General features: G+C 72.0%; 17 protein-coding genes. 10 read left to right on the forward strand and 7 right to left on the reverse strand.

Features of this window, described 5'->3' with window-relative positions; all coding sequences use genetic code 11:
- The first annotated feature begins 22 nt into the window (after positions 1 to 22).
- A complete protein-coding gene (locus BJ998_RS14385; protein WP_184861995.1) occupies positions 23 to 328 on the forward strand; it encodes a 4a-hydroxytetrahydrobiopterin dehydratase in 306 nt (101 codons plus the stop codon).
- Here BJ998_RS14385 and BJ998_RS14390 read toward each other — a convergent pair.
- Complete coding sequence (locus tag BJ998_RS14390) at positions 313 to 798, reverse strand: YflT domain-containing protein (protein ID WP_184861997.1); 486 nt, start codon at positions 796 to 798, stop codon at positions 313 to 315. The genes BJ998_RS14385 and BJ998_RS14390 overlap by 16 nt on opposite strands.
- A 273-nt stretch (positions 799 to 1071) precedes the next feature.
- Here BJ998_RS14390 and BJ998_RS14395 point away from each other — a divergent pair, with 273 nt between their 5' ends.
- Entirely contained in the window at positions 1072 to 1296 is a 225-nt protein-coding gene (locus BJ998_RS14395) for a hypothetical protein (protein WP_184861999.1), read from the forward strand.
- 47 nt (positions 1297 to 1343) lie between these two features.
- Here BJ998_RS14395 and BJ998_RS14400 read toward each other — a convergent pair whose 3' ends face one another.
- Together BJ998_RS14400 and ychF are read right to left on the reverse strand one after the other, a co-directional pair.
- On the reverse strand, positions 1344 to 1835 hold the full coding sequence (locus BJ998_RS14400; protein ID WP_184862001.1) for a GNAT family N-acetyltransferase: 492 nt from the start codon (positions 1833 to 1835) through the stop codon (positions 1344 to 1346).
- A gap of 81 nt (positions 1836 to 1916) precedes the next feature.
- Complete coding sequence (ychF, locus tag BJ998_RS14405; RefSeq protein ID WP_184862003.1) at positions 1917 to 2996, reverse strand: redox-regulated ATPase YchF; 1080 nt, start codon at positions 2994 to 2996, stop codon at positions 1917 to 1919.
- A gap of 23 nt (positions 2997 to 3019) precedes the next feature.
- Here ychF and BJ998_RS14410 point away from each other — a divergent pair, with 23 nt between their 5' ends.
- On the forward strand, positions 3020 to 4555 hold the full coding sequence (locus BJ998_RS14410) for a DNA-3-methyladenine glycosylase 2 family protein (RefSeq protein WP_221338010.1): 1536 nt from the start codon (positions 3020 to 3022) through the stop codon (positions 4553 to 4555).
- Entirely contained in the window at positions 4552 to 5058 is a 507-nt protein-coding gene (locus tag BJ998_RS14415) for a methylated-DNA--[protein]-cysteine S-methyltransferase (protein ID WP_184862008.1), read from the forward strand. The genes BJ998_RS14410 and BJ998_RS14415 overlap by 4 nt, the downstream gene beginning before the upstream one ends.
- Here BJ998_RS14415 and BJ998_RS14420 read toward each other — a convergent pair.
- Positions 5055 to 7976: an AAA family ATPase gene (locus BJ998_RS14420; protein ID WP_184862010.1), complete on the reverse strand. Its 2922-nt coding sequence runs from the start codon at positions 7974 to 7976 to the stop codon at positions 5055 to 5057. The genes BJ998_RS14415 and BJ998_RS14420 overlap by 4 nt on opposite strands.
- Positions 7973 to 9097, reverse strand: a complete 1125-nt coding sequence (locus BJ998_RS14425) for an exonuclease SbcCD subunit D (protein ID WP_184862012.1) — start codon at positions 9095 to 9097, stop codon at positions 7973 to 7975. Before BJ998_RS14425 ends, BJ998_RS14420 begins: the two co-directional genes overlap by 4 nt.
- 122 nt (positions 9098 to 9219) lie before the next feature.
- On the opposite strand from BJ998_RS14425, the gene BJ998_RS14430 reads away from it, so the two are divergent.
- Both BJ998_RS14430 and BJ998_RS14435 read left to right on the forward strand, forming a co-directional pair.
- A complete protein-coding gene (locus BJ998_RS14430) occupies positions 9220 to 10191 on the forward strand; it encodes a DNA recombination protein RmuC (RefSeq protein ID WP_184862014.1) in 972 nt (323 codons plus the stop codon).
- A 119-nt stretch (positions 10192 to 10310) separates the two neighbouring features.
- Positions 10311 to 11171, forward strand: a complete 861-nt coding sequence (locus BJ998_RS14435; protein ID WP_184862016.1) for a DUF6542 domain-containing protein — start codon at positions 10311 to 10313, stop codon at positions 11169 to 11171.
- A 67-nt stretch (positions 11172 to 11238) separates the two neighbouring features.
- Here the strand turns inward: BJ998_RS14435 and BJ998_RS14440 are convergent, their stop codons facing one another.
- The gene (locus BJ998_RS14440) at positions 11239 to 12210 is read right to left on the reverse strand and encodes a 4-hydroxy-3-methylbut-2-enyl diphosphate reductase (RefSeq protein WP_184862018.1); all 972 of its coding nucleotides are present in this window, start codon (positions 12208 to 12210) and stop codon (positions 11239 to 11241) included.
- Between the two features lie 113 nt (positions 12211 to 12323).
- Here BJ998_RS14440 and BJ998_RS14445 point away from each other — a divergent pair, with 113 nt between their 5' ends.
- From BJ998_RS14445 to BJ998_RS14460, 4 genes are read left to right on the forward strand one after another with little or no spacing between them, the layout of a single operon-like run.
- Positions 12324 to 12869 (forward strand): lipid droplet-associated protein, encoded by a 546-nt coding sequence (locus BJ998_RS14445; RefSeq protein WP_184862020.1) that lies wholly within the window; start codon positions 12324 to 12326, stop codon positions 12867 to 12869.
- A complete protein-coding gene (gene xseA / locus BJ998_RS14450) occupies positions 12866 to 14113 on the forward strand; it encodes an exodeoxyribonuclease VII large subunit (protein WP_184862022.1) in 1248 nt (415 codons plus the stop codon). The genes BJ998_RS14445 and xseA overlap by 4 nt, the downstream gene beginning before the upstream one ends.
- Before the next feature lie 44 nt (positions 14114 to 14157).
- On the forward strand, positions 14158 to 14550 hold the full coding sequence (locus tag BJ998_RS14455) for a sugar ABC transporter substrate-binding protein (RefSeq protein ID WP_312890554.1): 393 nt from the start codon (positions 14158 to 14160) through the stop codon (positions 14548 to 14550).
- Positions 14547 to 14762 (forward strand): exodeoxyribonuclease VII small subunit, encoded by a 216-nt coding sequence (locus BJ998_RS14460; protein ID WP_184862026.1) that lies wholly within the window; start codon positions 14547 to 14549, stop codon positions 14760 to 14762. The genes BJ998_RS14455 and BJ998_RS14460 overlap by 4 nt, the downstream gene beginning before the upstream one ends.
- On the opposite strand, the gene BJ998_RS14465 is transcribed toward BJ998_RS14460, so the two are convergent.
- Positions 14759 to 15373, reverse strand: a complete 615-nt coding sequence (locus BJ998_RS14465; RefSeq protein WP_184862028.1) for a DUF4245 domain-containing protein — start codon at positions 15371 to 15373, stop codon at positions 14759 to 14761. The two genes, BJ998_RS14460 and BJ998_RS14465, sit on opposite strands and share 4 nt — an antisense overlap.
- Between the last annotated feature and the right edge of the window lie 45 nt (positions 15374 to 15418).

Raw genomic sequence — 15418 nt, forward strand, 5'->3', positions numbered from 1 at the left:
GGTCGGGACCACCATGGACGGCATGGCGGAATTGCTCACGGACGATCAGGTGACCGAGGCGCTGGGGCGGCTGGCCCAGTGGCGGCAGGACGGCGATGCGATCATCCGCATCGTGGAACTGGGCAGCTTCCCGGAGGCGATCCAGGCGGTGAACCGGATCGCCGAGATCGCGGAGAACGACAACCACCACCCCGACATCGACATCCGGTGGCGGACCCTGACGTTCCGGTGCAGCACGCACAGCGCCGGCGGCATCACGGCGTTGGACGTGACGCTCGCCGGCGAGATCGACGGGGTGCTGGAGCTGCTCGGTCAGCCGAGCGAGTAGAGCAGGTTGCGGCCCGCCTCCGCGTTGCGCGGCTGGCACAGCACGTCGTAGCGGCGGGCCACCAGCTGGCTCTGCGACACGAAGTCGCGCTTGCCCCGGGTCGAGGCGTAGCTGATCGCCGCGAAGATCATGCTGGAGCCCACGCCGCCGACCAGGCCGATGACGATCGGCAGCCAACCGCCGCCGATCGTGAACAGCGACAGCAGGATGCCGACGAACAGTCCGAACCAGGCGCCCGAGGCCGCCGCCGCGCCGAGCACGCGGCCCCAGCTCAGCCTGCCCGCGACGCGTTCGACCAGCATCGGCTCCACGCCGACGATGGTGATGTCCTGCACCGGGAAGTCCCGGTCGGCGAGGAAGTCGACCGCCCGCTGCGCCTGCTCGTAGGTGTCGTAGGAGCCGATCGGCCAGCCGGTGGGCGGGGTGGGCAGCGCGGACGCCGCCGGGTTGTTGGCGAATGCAGTGGTCATGATGGCCCTCCTTGTCGGCCTTACACCCCCTTTAACGTCGAGCCCACCTCGGTTCGTGCCGGCCGGCGGAAGTCCACAGGGGAATCTCAGGTTGTGACCTGGGCTACCCGGCGACGATCACCGATGCCCACCCGCGCCATCCACCTGTCCGCGCCCACGCGCCATCCAGCGGTCCCCACCCGCGGCATCGGTTTGTTGTGACGTCGGCTACCCGGGCAACGATCACCCCTTCCCGTGCGTCGTTCGTAGTGAAGCCGTACAAGGGGATTCGAAGTGATCAAGTTCTGTCGCACCGCGGCCGCCAGCGCCGCCGCCGTCGTTCTCGCCGTGCTGTTCGCCGTGCAGGCCCAGGCCGCGTCGCCCAGCCCCCAGGTCGCCGCCCAGTCCCAGCAGGGCGACGGCGACCTGATCTTCGCCGGCGCCGCCGGCCTGCTCATCCTCGCCGCCGCCTTCGGCGTGATCATCTACGCCGCGCGGCACCGCAACACCGAGAACTGACGCCGTACCAACACGAAGGGGCCGCTGCATCCGCAGCGGCCCCTTTGTCATGCCGACAGGTCCAGCCACATCACATGCAGGCCGACCAGTCCGTGGTCGGGATGGTCGAAGGCCTCGGGGACAGTGCCGATGGTCCGGAAGCCGAGCGAGTGCCAGAGACCGACCGCGGTGCTGTTGGTCTCCACGACCGCGTTGAACTGGATGCTGCGGTAGCCGGCCGAGCGCACCCACTCGATCACGTGAAGGCCGAGGTTGCGTCCAACACCCCGGCCACGGTGACGGGGATCGACCATGAAGCTGGCGGTCGCGACGTGAGACCCACGGCCCGGACGGTTGGGCCCCATCTTGGCGCTGCCGAGGATGTCGTCGCCGTCGACGGCGACGACCGTGCGCCCCGGCGGCGTCTCCATCCACCAGCCACGCGCCTCGTCGAGGCTGAGGCCGTCGGGAAAGGCATAGGTCTTGTCCTCGGCGACGATCTCGGCGAAGAACGGATAGATCAGCGGCCAGTCGCCGTCCCCGGCGTCACGGATGAGCACCCGCGAACCGTAAACGCGACCGCCGGGACCTTCCACCCATATACGCCCCGGTGAACGCGACCCGCTGGCCGCCGACGACGGTCAGACGTTGAAGCGGAACTCCACGACGTCGCCGTCGGCCATGACGTAGTCCTTGCCCTCCATCCGGGCCTTGCCGGCGGCGCGGGCGGCGGCGACGGAGCCGGTCGCTACGAGGTCGTCGTAGGAGATGACCTCGGCCTTGATGAAGCCGCGTTCGAAGTCGGTGTGGATGACGCCGGCGGCCTGCGGGGCGGTGGCGCCCTGCGGGATGGTCCAGGCGCGGGACTCCTTGGGACCGGCGGTGAGGTAGGTCTGCAGGCCGAGGGTGTGGAAGCCGGCGCGGGCCAGGGCGTCGAGGCCGGGCTCGTGCTGGCCGATGGACTCCAGCAGCTCCCGGGCGGACTCGGCGTCGAGCTCGATGAGCTCGGACTCGACCTTGGCGTCGAGGAACACGGCGTCGGCGGGCGCGACGAGCTCGCGCAGCTCCTTGAGCCGGGCCTCGTCGGTGAGGATGGTCTCGTCGGCGTTGAAGACGTACAGGAACGGCTTGCCGGTGAGCAGGTTGAGCTCCCGCAGCAGCGACACGTCGACGTCGGCCTGCGCCTGGAACAGGGTCCGGCCGCCGTCGAGGATCTCCTTGGCCTTGGCGGCGGCCTCGAAGGCGGGCCGGCGGTCCTTGTGCGTCCGCCCCTCCTTCTCCAGCCGCGGCAGCGCCTTCTCCAGGGTCTGCAGGTCGGCCAGGATCAGCTCGGTGTTGATCGTCTCGATGTCGGACGACGGGTCGACCCGGCCGTCGACGTGCACCACGTCGGGGTCGTCGAACACGCGGATGACCTGGCAGATGGCGTTGGCCTCGCGGATGTTGGCGAGGAACTTGTTGCCCAGCCCGGCACCCTCGGAGGCGCCCTTGACGATGCCGGCGATGTCGACGAACGACACGGTGGCCGGCACGATCTTCTCCGAGTGGAAGATCTCGGCGAGCTTGTCCAGCCGCGGGTCGGGCAGCGCGACGACGCCCACGTTGGGCTCGATGGTGGCGAACGGGTAGTTCGCGGCGAGCACGTCGTTGCGGGTCAGCGCGTTGAACAGGGTCGACTTGCCGACGTTGGGCAGACCGACGATGCCGAGGGTGAGACTCACGACGGAGCAGTCTACGCGGCTCGATGCTGGTGTCCGAAAACCGCCAGCCATCGCCCGTGGACGCTGGCAGCATTCATACCGTGCTCATCGATCCGGAACGCGCCTACCGCGCCGTCGCCTCCCGCGACGCGCGGTTCGACGGCCACTTCATCACCGCGGTGCGCACGACCGGCATCTACTGCCGGCCGTCCTGCCCCGCGGTGCGCCCGAAGCGGGAGAACGTCGAGTTCTACCTGACGGCGGCGGCCGCCCAGGCCGGCGGCTACCGGGCGTGCCGGCGCTGCCTGCCGGACGCGGTCCCGGGCTCGCCGGACTGGAACGTGCGCGCCGACCTGGCGGCCCGCTCGATGCGGCTGATCGCGGACGGCGTCGTCGAGCGCGACGGCGTGCCGGGACTGGCCCGCCGCCTCGGCTACTCGGAGCGCCACCTGACCAGGGTCCTGACGGCCGAGCTCGGCGCCCCGCCGCTGGCGCTGGCCCGGGCCCACCGGGCGCACTCGGCCCGGCTGCTGATCGAGAGCACCGACCTCCCGTTCTCGGACGTGGCGTTCGCGGCCGGCTTCGCCAGCATCCGCCAGTTCAACGACACCGTACGGGCGGTGTTCGCCGTCACCCCGTCGCAGCTGCGGGAGGGCGCGGCCAGGCGCAAGCACCACGAGTCGGTGCCGGGCACCATCTCGCTGCGCCTGCCGTTCCGGCCGCCGATGGACGCGACCGGCATGCTCGCGTTCCTCGCCTCCCGGGCCATCCCGGGCGTCGAGGAGGCGACCGAGGACAGCTACGCCCGCACGCTCCGGCTGTCGCACGGCAGCGCGACCGTCCGACTGACGCCGACACCGCAGCACATCGACTGCACGCTGCGGCTGACCGACCTCCGCGACCTGGGCAGCGCGGTGACCCGCGTGCGCCGCCTGTTCGACCTCGACGCGGACCCGGTGGCCTGCGACGAGCTGCTCGCGGCGGACCCGAACCTGGCGCCGTCGGTGTCGAAGACGCCGGGCATCCGTCTGCCGGGTGCGGTCGACGGCCCCGAGATCGTGCTGCGGGCACTGCTCGGCCAGCAGGTGACGGTGGCGGCGGCACGCACCGCCGTCGCCCGGCTCACCGAGCAGCTCGGCGAGCCGCTGGAAACCCCGGACGGCACGCTGACCAGGCTGTTCCCCACCCCCGAGGCGATCGCCAAGGAGGGCGCCGCGGTGCTCACCGGCCCACGCCGTCGCATCGACACGGTGCTGTCCACCTGCGCGGCGCTGGCCGACGGCACGCTGACCGTCGACGTCGGCCGCGACCCGGAGGAACTGCGCGCCGAACTCGAAGCCCTGCCCGGCATCGGGCCGTGGACCGCCGGCTACGTGCTGATGCGCGTGCTCGGCGCGCCCGATGTCCTGCTCACCACGGACGTTGCCCTGCTCAAGGGCGCGGCCAACCTCGGCCTGCCCGCAGACCCGGACGGTCTGGCGGCACGCGGCCGGGCCTGGCGGCCCTGGCGCTCGTACGCCGGCATGCACCTGTGGCGGGCCGCCCAGTCGACGACACCGATTCCCAGGAGTTCGAAGTGACCACCGCGTACTCGTCCACCGTGGACACCCCGATCGGACCGTTCACCACAGTCGTCAACGACCAGGACGTCGTGCTGGCCTCGGGCTGGACCGCCGACCTCGGCGACCTGCTGCCGCAGGTCCAGCCGTCGCTGCGGCCGACCGAGGTCGAGCAGCGGGCCGAGCTGGGCCACATCACCAAGGCCGTCCGCGACTACCACGCGGGCGAGCTGCTGGTGATCGACGACATCGAGGTGCTGCAGCGGTCCGGCGAGTTCCGCGAGCACGCCTGGCGCGTGCTGCGCACCGTCCCGGCCGGCAAGCCGGTCACCTATCGGCAGTACGCCGAGCTGGCCGGTCGCCCGGCCGCGGTCCGGGCTGCCGCGGGAGCCTGCGCGTACAACGCCGCGACACTGTTCGTGCCCTGCCACCGCGTCCTGCGCACCGACGGTTCGATCGGCGGGTTCCGCTGGGGCGCCGAGGTCAAGCGCTGGCTGCTCGACCACGAGGAGAAGGCTGCCTAAGCGACCACCTCCAATCGCGAGCCGGCGCGGGCCTTGCGCACCCGCAGCCGGGTCGGGATCCGCTGTCGCAACTCCTCGACGTGCGAGACCAGCCCCACGACGCGGCCACCGGCACGCAGCTCGTCGAGGGTGTCCATGACCATGTCGAGGCTCTCCGGGTCGAGGGTGCCGAAGCCCTCATCGACGAAGAGCGTGTCCAGCAGCGCCCCGCCGGTCTCGGCGGCGACGACGTCGGCCAGGCCCAGCGCGAGCGCGAGCGACGCGAGGAAGGACTCGCCGCCGGACAGCGTCTTCGCCGGCCGGATCCGGCCGGTGTAGTCGTCGAGCACGTCCAGCCCGAGGCCGCCCCGGGTGCCGCGCGGGCCGGCGGCGTCGGAGTGCACGAACTCGTAGCGGCCCTGGCTCATCCGGCGCAGCCGGCGCGAAGCGGCGATGGCGACCTCCTCCAGCCGGGCGGCCAGCACGTACGACCGCAGCGACATGCCACGGGCGTTCTGGCCACGCCCGATGACGACGTCGGTCAGGGCGTCCAACTCGTCGTACTTGGCCAGCACCGGGGCGAGCGAGGCCCACACCGAGCGCAGCCGGGCGCCCTGCTCGGCCAGCTCGGTTCGCCGCTGCTGGGCCGAACGCAGCGCCGCGACGGCGACCTCCAGGGCCTCACGCGCCTGCGCCGCCTCGGCTTCGACCGTTGCGACGTCGACCTCGGTGGTCGGGTCCACACCGGCCAGCTCGGGCTCGGCGAGCACTCCCCGCGCCGAGTCCTCGACCGCTTGCACCTGCTCAAGCTGCCGCTCCAGGGCGGCGATGGCCTGGTCGGACCGCGCGGCGTCGATCGCCGCCGGCACGTCGTCGAACCCGGCCGCCGTGGCCGCCCGGGCGACGGCTTCCCGTTGTGCGGCAAGCCTTTTCTCCACTCCGACGGCCTCGTCCCTCGCGTTGGCGACGAACTCGACGATGTCGGCGACGGTGAGCAGGTGCTCGCGCCGGGCGGCGACGTCCGGGAACTCGCCGCGAGCGAGCCGCACGCGTTCGGTGCGCTCGTCGACGTTCTCCCGCAGCGAGGCCAGCTCGGCGACGACGACCGCGAACTCCCGCTCGGCCTCGGCGTGCCGCTCGGTCTGCCGCCGCGTCTCGTCCTCCAGCCGGCTCACCTCGGCGACCAGCCGGTCGACCCACGCGGCGACCGTGCGCAGCTCGTCCCGCTCGTCGGTGAGCATCTTCAGGTCGGCCTTCAGCGACTCGGGGTCCTTGCCGGCCAACCGATCCCGGAGCGTCAGGCACTCCTGTTCGGCGGTCCGCAGCCGCGCGGCGGCCTGTTCCCGGCGCTGCTTCGCCTCCTGCTCGGCCCGCTGCGCGGCGGCGTCCTGCTCCCGGGTGACCGAGCCGTCGGCGGCACGGGCCGGCACGGGGTGCTCGGTCGAGCCGCATACCGGGCAGTGCTGGCCGGGAACGAGCCCGGCGGCCAGTTCGGACGCCATGCCGTCCAGGCGGCGCTGCCTGATGTCCAGGAACCGGTCGTAGGCCGCCTGATGCTCGTCGACGGCCTTGCGGTCGCCGGCGATGGCCCGCTCCAGCGCGCGTTCCAACGCCGGCAGCCGGTCCGCGTCGACGGCGATCTCGGACAGCTGCCGCCACTGCTCCTCGACGGCGTCCAGCCGCGTCCGGGCGTCCCGGGCCTTGTCGAGGCGTTGCCGAGCGATGCTCAGCTGGTCCGGCAGCTGGGTGAGAACGCCGCCGAGCTGCCGGATGCCGACGGCGAGCTCCTCGCGGCGCTTCTCCTGCTGCCGGATCCGTCGCTGATCGGCCGCCAACTGCTCGGCCTCGGCGACGAACTGCCGGAGCGTTCCCGCTTCCTCACGAAGACGGCCCGCCTGACCACGGGGATCGTCCTCCAACACGACCGGGCCGAGCCGTCGGACACCGGCACGCTCCCGGTCCCGCACCTGAGTCAGTTCCTGCTCGATCTGCCGCTCGGTCTGGTGCGCGGCCTTGACGCCGACGGCCCGTCGGGCGGCCGCCAGCTCGGCTCGCCAGGCGGCGCGTTCCTCGGTCGGCAGGCCCGCGAGCTGCTCGGTCGCCCGGCGCACGCGGCGCACCCGATCGGCCAGCGCACGTCGCTGCGCCAGCTCGGCGTCCGCCTGCCGGGCGCGTTCCCGGCTCGCGGACTCGGTTGCCTCTGCCACGGACACCATCGTGGCGACCCGGTCCGACAATTCCGCGAGCCACTGCTCGTCGGCCTCGTCGGGCATCTGCTCGCCGGCCGCCTGCGCGGTGCGGGCGACCTGTTCGCGTACCTGCTGGCGATGCTGCTCGACCTTGCGGCCGGCCAGCTGGCGGCGGTCGCGGAACCACTGCTCGACGTCGTGGAAGCGCTGCGTGCCGAACAGCTTCTCCAGCAGCTTCTCCCGTTCGGACGTGTCCGAACGCAGGAAGCGGGCGAATTCTCCCTGTGGCAGCAGCACAACCTGGAAGAACTGCTCCGCGGTCATGCCGAGCAGCCGCTCCACGGTGCGAGCGACCTCGTCATTGCGGGTAATGCCTTCGGCGTCGGAACTCAGCCACGTCAGCGAGACCATCGCCTTCTGGGTGGTGAAGCCGCCGCCGCGGCGCTTGGGCCGGTCGTACTCCGGGCTGCGGACCAGTCGAAACCGTTGACCCTGAACGGAAAGCTCCAGTAAGACCTCGGTCGGCAGGTCCGGGTCGGCGTTGTCGTACCGCAGCCGCTTGACGTCACCGCGCGCGCCGGGAACCCGACCGAACAGGGCGAACGCCACGGCGTCGAGCAGCGTCGTCTTGCCGGCGCCGGTCTCCCCGTGCAGCAGGAAAAGGCCGTCGGCGCCGAGCTGGTCGAAGTCCACCGCCTCGCGGCCCGCGTAGGGGCCGAAGGCGCACAACTCCAAGCGGTGCAACCTCATTCCGTCTCCACCTCCCGGAAAGCCTGCTCCAGCAACGACGATTCCGACGCGGTCGGCGCGCTGCCCCGGACGTCGTGCACGAAGCCGGCGGCGATCTGGTGATCGCTGCGGCCGCGCACGGCGTCGGCGTAGCGCAGTTCGGCCGCGGCCCGGCCGCCGTCGGGACGCCACTCGGCGTGCACGGCGTACGGGAACCGCTCCTGCAACTTGCGTTGCAGGTCAAGGGGTCGAACCTCGTCGGTCACCGCGACCGACAGGAAGCACTCTTCCAGATCGGCGTGCCGAGGGTCGGAGAGAAGATCGTCGAGACGGCCGCTGAGGGTGGCCAGCCGGCGCGGAACAGGCAGCTCGACCTGCGTGACAGCATGCAGTCCGTAGCTGTCAATGTCGACCAGCAGGACCTGCTTGCGGTGTCGCGCCTCGGAGAAGGAGTAGGCCAGCGGGCTGCCCGAGTAGCGCAGGTTCTCGGCCAGCTTCTGCGCACCGTGCAGGTGGCCGAGGGCGACGTAGTCGACGCCGTCGAAGACCGCGCCGGGCACGTGGTCGATGCCGCCGACGCGAATGGAGCGTTCGGACTCGCAGGATTCGCCGCCCGTCACGAAGGCGTGGGCGAGAACCATGGTGCCAAGGCCGCTTCTGTTGCGTAAATCGGCACGAACTCGGCGCATCGCTTCACCCAGCACGGCCGCGTGACCGCGGCCGTCGACGCCGAGCGCGTGACGCGAGGGTTCCGGGTCCAGATAGGGCAGCCCGTAGAACGCGACGTCGTCGAGCACAACCGGCGTGTCCAGCGCGGACAGCTTCGTCCTGAGGTGCAGGCCACCCGCGGCGGCGAACGCGCCGAACACGCCGATGCGTTGGGCGGAGTCGTGGTTCCCGGGTGTGATCACGATGCGGGCCCCGGCCTCCCGGATCGCCGACAGCACACGCGCGCAGGTGTCGATGGACTCGGCGGACGGAACCGCGCGGTCGTACAGATCGCCGGCCACCACGACGACGTCCACCCGCTCGCGCTCGACCAGGGATGCCAGCCCGGTGAGGACCGTTTCCTGGTCGGCGAGCAGGTCGCGGCCGTGGAAGGTACGGCCCACGTGCCAGTCGGAGGTGTGCAGGACCCGCATGGCACCTCAAGCTAAGCCCCGGCACCGACAACCTCCGGTAGGCCGCTCGGCGAGTCTCGAAGGTGTGACCGAAGTCCTCGGGCGGCGACAACTCTGTCGGAGGGCAGTGGCACTGTGGGGTCGTGAGTTCCGAAGTGATCAGCACCGCGGCGATCGTGCTGGCCCTGCTGCTGGCCGGCGGCCTGGTGCTGCTGTGGCGGATGTACCAGGACAGCGTGCGTCGGACCGACGCCGCGTTCGCCGCGGTGGAGGCCGAACGCGCCCGGTTCGACCGGCAGCAGGCGACGCTGCGCCGGTACGAGGTGGCGTTCTCCTCGATCACCGGAAGGGGTGAACTCGGCGAACAGGTGCTCGTCGAGACGGCCCGCACCCTCGGGCTCCGGGAGGGCCTGCACTTCACGTTGCAGACGGATCTGGCCGGCGGCGGCACGATCCGCCCGGACCTGGTGCTCGCGGTCGGCGGCGGCCGGCAGGTGCCGGTGGACGCGAAGATGAGCATGGTCGTCTGGGCCGAGGCGATGGAGACCGACGACGCCGACGAGCGGGCCGACGCCCTGCGGGTGCACGTGCGCAACATCCGGTCCCGGGCGGCGGAGCTGGCGGGCAAGGGCTATGCCCGCTGGGCGGACGCCATCTACGGCACGGTGATGTTCGTGCCCTCGGACGCGGCGGTGGTCGCGGCCCTGGACACCGACCCCGACCTGCTGCGATGGCTGCTGGACCGGCGGGTGTTCCTGTGCGGCCCGACCGGGTTCGCGGTGCTGGCGTCGGCGGCGCTGTTCGCGGCGACGGAGCGTGCCATCGCCGCGGACGTGGAGCAGGTACGCAGCCAGGCCGCGGTGGCACACCGGGCGGCGAACACGGCGATCGACTCCGTCAACCTGTCCAGCACGCATCTGCAGCGCTTCCTGTCCGCTCGGCGGCGCGAGCTGGACGCGCTGGAGGGGTTCCGGGGTGCGGTGCAGCCGCTGACCGACGCGGCCGGCAGCCCGACGCCGCTGGCGACCGTGCGCCGTGCGGATGAGGTCACGGCCGGTCCGTTTACCCCGATGGCCGAGCCGCTTCACAGTGAGCAAACAGCGGACGGAGGGTGATCAACTGACGGTTTTGCCCGCTCAACGGGGCACTCCCCGCAGCCCGTAGGGGTGACTGCCGGGCGTTCTCACGGAGCGTTCACAAGCTTCGCGACACAAACGGGCTACCGTGTCGTCTCGTGACCGCCACGCGCGATCGCCGAAGCGATCTTGACACCGAGCCGCGGACCTCCTCGTGGGGGGACTCACCCGCCTTCGGCTCACGGGCCATGCCCTGGTGGGGCGCGGTGCTGACGGCGCTCGCCCTCACCGTGGTCGGCGCGCTGTTCGACGAGCTGACGAACAAGACCCTGGGGCTGCCGTTCCAGGTCCTGTACACGCTCGGCTGCGTGTTGGCCGTGACCTTCGTGCGGCGGCGCAGCCTGTTCGGGCCGATGGTGCAGCCGCCGCTGATCATGATCATCGTGGCCGGCCTCGTGCTCACGCTGTTCGCCGGCGGCGCGAGCGGCGGTGTCACGGCCAAGGCCATCGCGATCGCCCCGCCGTTGATCGGCAACTTCCCGGTGATGGCCATCGCCACCGTGCTGACCGTGGTGATCGGCGCGATCCGGCTGATCCTGCAGCGCAAGCCGCGGCTCGACGAGGACGAGGACTTCCCGCCCGCGGTCAGGTCCGTGCGCCGGGAGCCGCAGGGCCGTGAGGACCGCGAACCGGTCGGGCGTGACCGCGAGCCGCCGCGTCGCGAGCCGGCCCCGCGGCCGGCCGGTGGACGCTCGCGGCCGGCACCGCCGCCGCCCGCGCGTGACCGGGAGAGGGTGGATCGCGACCGGCAGCAGCCTCCGCCTCCGCCGCGGCAGGTGCCGCCGGGCCGGGGTGGCAATCCCGGGCGTCCCGCTCCTGGTGCCGGCGGCCAGCGCGGCGTGCCGCCTCGTCCGGCCGCACCGGGCCGTGGCGGCGGTGGCCGTCCCGGCGGTGGCGGGCAGGGCCGCCCGCCGCAGCCCCCGCCGCGCCGGCCTCGTCGTCCCGACGACGAATACTGAGACATGACACGAAGGGGCCCTTCGTCGCACCAACTGCGACGAAGGGCCCCTTCGTGTCAGCTGAGGATCAGCGCACGAGGTCCTTGCGGAGCTCGCGGGGCAGCTGGAAGGCAATCTTCTCGTTGGCGGTGGTGACCTCTTCCACGTCGCCCCAACCGCGCTCGGCGAGGTAGGCCAGCACCTCGTGGACGAGGATGTCCGGCACGGAAGCGCCGCTGGTCACACCGACCGTGCGGACGCCGTCCAGCCACTCCTCCTGGATCTCCTTGGCGTAGTCGATCAGGTACGAGGCCTGCGCGCCGTGCTGCAGCGCGACCTCGACCAGCCGCTTGGAGTTGGACGAGTTCTGCGACCCGACGACGATCACCAGGTCGCACTCCGGGGCCATCGCCTTCACCGCGACCTGGCGGTTCTGGGTGGCGTAGCAGATGTCGTCGCTCGGCGGCGCCTGCAGATCCGGGAAGCGCTGCTTGAGCTGCTCGACGCGGACCATGGTCTCGTCGACCGACAGCGTCGTCTGGGACAGCCAGATGACCTTGGACGGGTCGCGGACCTCGACCTTGGCCACGTCCTCGGCGGTGTCCACCAGCTGCACGTGCTCGGGGGCCTCGCCGGCGGTGCCCTCGACCTCCTCGTGCCCCTCGTGGCCGATCAGCAGGATGTCGTAATCCTCGCGGGCGAACCGCTTGGCCTCCTGGTGCACCTTGGTCACCAGCGGGCACGTGGCGTCGATGGTGCGCAGGTTGCGGGCGGCGGCCTCGTCGTGCACCGCCGGTGACACGCCGTGCGCGGAGAACACCACGAGCGCCCCCTCGGGCACCTCGTCGGTCTCGTCCACGAAGATCGCGCCGCGGTCCTGGAGGGTCTCCACGACGTACTTGTTGTGCACGATCTCCTTGCGCACGTAGACGGGGGCGCCGTAGGTCTCCAGCGCCTTCTCCACCGTCACGACGGCACGGTCCACGCCCGCGCAGTAGCCGCGTGGCTTGGCGAGGAAGACGCGCTTGGGCCGGTCAGCAGCTGGGCTCGACGTGGTCATGGCCCAAGGGTAGCGGCGGCGGGCCGGCCGCTCCGCGTGAGCGGCGTTGGTTTCGTCACCCGTTCGCCATGCAGAACTGTGCAGGACGGGCCGACTGGGGCAGGCTAGACGCCATGAAGTCGTCACTGCCGCTGCCGGTGCGCATCGCAGCCGGACTCGCGGTCACCGCGGTCGAGCAGGCACGCAAGCTCCCCGAGCAGCTGACCGGGCTGCCGGTGACGGTGGTGAGCCAGGCGCTGCAGCTGTCCATGCGCGTGCAGCAGCGGGTCACCGAGCTGGCGATCAAGGGTGACGACGCGCTGGCCTCGCTGCGGCCGGTCGAGGAAACCCCCGATTGGGCGACCTTCGACGAGGACGAGGACGTCGCCGCCGACGGCCAGGTGCAGGACCTCGACCCGTGGCTGGCCGAGGAGCGGGCGGTGTCCGAGCACGAGGACACCGCCGACGAGGACGAGTTCGCCGCGGGCGGCCCGGCCGCGCTGCCGGAGTACGACGAGCTGTCGGTGCCGCAGCTGCGGGCCCGGCTGCGCCGGCTCAGCCTCGACGACCTGGAGCAGCTGCTCGGCTACGAGCGCGAGCACGCCGCCCGCCCCGCCTACCTGGGCATGCTGACCAGGCGCATCGCCACCGTACGGGCCCAGGAGAACACCGACTCGTGACCGCACCCGGTCCGACCACCGCCGAGCAGCCCTGGCCGGTGCGCACGGTCACCCGCAAGATCGCCGATTGGATCAACCGGCTCGGCGCCGTCTGGGTCGAGGGGCAGGTCACCCAGATCTCGGCCCGTCCGGGCACCGCCACCGCGTTCCTCACGCTGCGTGACACCAGCGCGGACGTGTCGATCTCGGTGACGTGCTCGACGCAGCTGGTCCGAGGCATGGAGCCGCCGCTGACCGACGGCAGCCGGGTGGTGGTGCACGGCAAGCCCAGCTACTACACCGGCCGCGGCACGCTGAGCCTGCGGGTGGACGAGATCCGCGCGGTCGGCATCGGCGAGCTGCTAGCCCGGATCGAACGGCTGCGCCGGCTGCTGGCCGCCGAGGGCCTGTTCGACCCGCGCCGCAAGCGGCCGCTGCCGTTCCTGCCGCGCACCATCGGCCTGATCACCGGCCGCGCGTCGGCGGCCGAGCGGGACGTGCTGACCAACGCCCGCGGCCGCTGGCCGGCGGCACACTTTCGGGTGATCAACGTGGCCGTGCAGGGCACGACGGCCGTGCCGCAGGTGATGACCGCCCTGAAGACCTTGGACGCCGACCCGGACGTGGACGTCATCGTGATCGCACGCGGCGGCGGCAGCGTCGAGGACCTGCTGCCGTTCTCCGACGAGACGCTCTGTCGTGCGGTGTCCGCCTGCGGCACGCCGGTGATCAGCGCCATCGGCCACGAGCCGGACACCCCGCTGCTGGATCACGTCGCCGACCTGCGGTGTTCCACGCCGACCGACGCCGGCAAGCGGGTCGTGCCGGACGTCGCCGAGGAGACCCAGCGGATCCGCCAACTGCGCGACCGCACCCGGCGGGCGCTGCACGGCTGGGTGGACCGGGAGCGGCGGCTGCTGGACGCGCTGCGCAGCCGGCCGGTGCTGGCCGACCCGTTCACGCCGCTGCAACGGCGCGCCGACGACGTGACCACGCTGCGTGACCGAGGCCGTCGGGAGATCAAGTCCCTGCTCGGCAGCGAGGAAAGTGCACTATCGGCCATCCGTTCACGCTTGACGACCCTCGGACCAGCCGCCACGCTGGCCCGTGGATACGCCGTGGTGCAGAGCGTGGCCGAGGACGGGGCCACCTCGGTGCTCCGGTCCGTGGACGACGCCCCACCGGGAACGCATCTGCGGGTGCGGCTCGTTGACGGGGCGATCCGTGCCGTCGTGCCCGACGACGACACCCGTGAGCGGAGGTAGGGGTGCCATACCCGGCGCGTGAACCCACGTTCCTCCCGTTGACGGTGGCCACGGCCAGAGCGGCGGCCGACAACACCGACCAGTCCGAACTGACCCGCGGCGCGCGGGTGGTGCAGTACTGCGCCGAGGCGGCGAACGCGGCCGCCGTCGACACGTGGACCGCCATGCTGGCCGGCTGCGACTACCCCGGTCGCCGGGCGTTACCCTCGCGTCTCCATGAGCTGACCGAGGCCACCTCGGTCTACGTGGGGACGCAGTGGTGGTACGGCGACGGCTCCGTGCACCGGCGCCGCGTGGCCGATGCCGAGGACCGCATCGGCGAGGCGGTGCAGGACGGCGACGGCGCCGAGTTCGCCGAGGCGTTCGTCGGGTACGACCAGGCCGTCGCGGCGGTTGTGGTCCGGGTGCAGAGCCAGATGGGAACCAGCGCGTCATGACGGAACCGACGCTCGGCTACGAGGCCGCGCGCGACGAGTTGGCCGATGTCGTCCGCAAGCTGGAGGCCGGCGGCCTGTCCCTGGAGGACTCGCTGGCGCTGTGGGAGCGTGGCGAGGCCCTGGCCAAGATCTGCGAGGGGCACCTGGCCGGCGCCCGCCAGCGGGTGGAGACGGCGCTGGCGGTCGTCGAGGAGGACGTCGCCGAGGGCTAGGACTTCTTCGGCAGCGGCGCGGCGGTCTGCACGGCCTGCGCCAGCGTCCGGAACTCGGCGTCCTTGCCGCTGCCGGAGATCAACAGCCGTACCCCGCCGACATTGGCCAGCCACGACGTCTCGCTGCGCCGGGCCGGATAGATGGTCCAGTTCACGCCGGCCACGTCGACGGTGCCGGTGGCGGCCGGCTCCGACTTCGGGTCGTCCGTCTCGGAGGCGATGAGGTCCCGAGCCGCGCCCTGGGTCTGGGACAGCCGCAGGTAGCCGCCGCCGGGCGTGAGCCAGCCGACGCGGACGACCGGCCGGGCCTGGTCGCCGGTACCGATGGAGATCGTGTCCGTCGAATTGGCGTGCCAGTCGGCGGGCACCTTCGGCTCCCGCACCGGAACGTCCGTGCCGGCCGCGATGCCCTTCAGCGCGCTGTCCACGTCCACGGTCGGCACCGCGCTGGTGTCGATGGTCGGCCCGCCCGGGCTGAACGAGCAGCCGCGGCTGAAGCCCAGCACCGCGAGCAGGATCAGCAGCAGCGCGGCCAGCGACAGCACCATGTCGCGGGCGGTCTGCGAGCCGCGTCCGGACCGCGGTGGGGTGGGCGTCTGGGTGTCGGGCACCCGGCCATCGTCTCAAGCTGGCCCGACGTGGGCGCACGGGGTGCT

It is taken from the genome of Kutzneria kofuensis (assembly GCF_014203355.1).
Classification (GTDB): Bacteria; Actinomycetota; Actinomycetes; order Mycobacteriales; family Pseudonocardiaceae; genus Kutzneria; species Kutzneria kofuensis.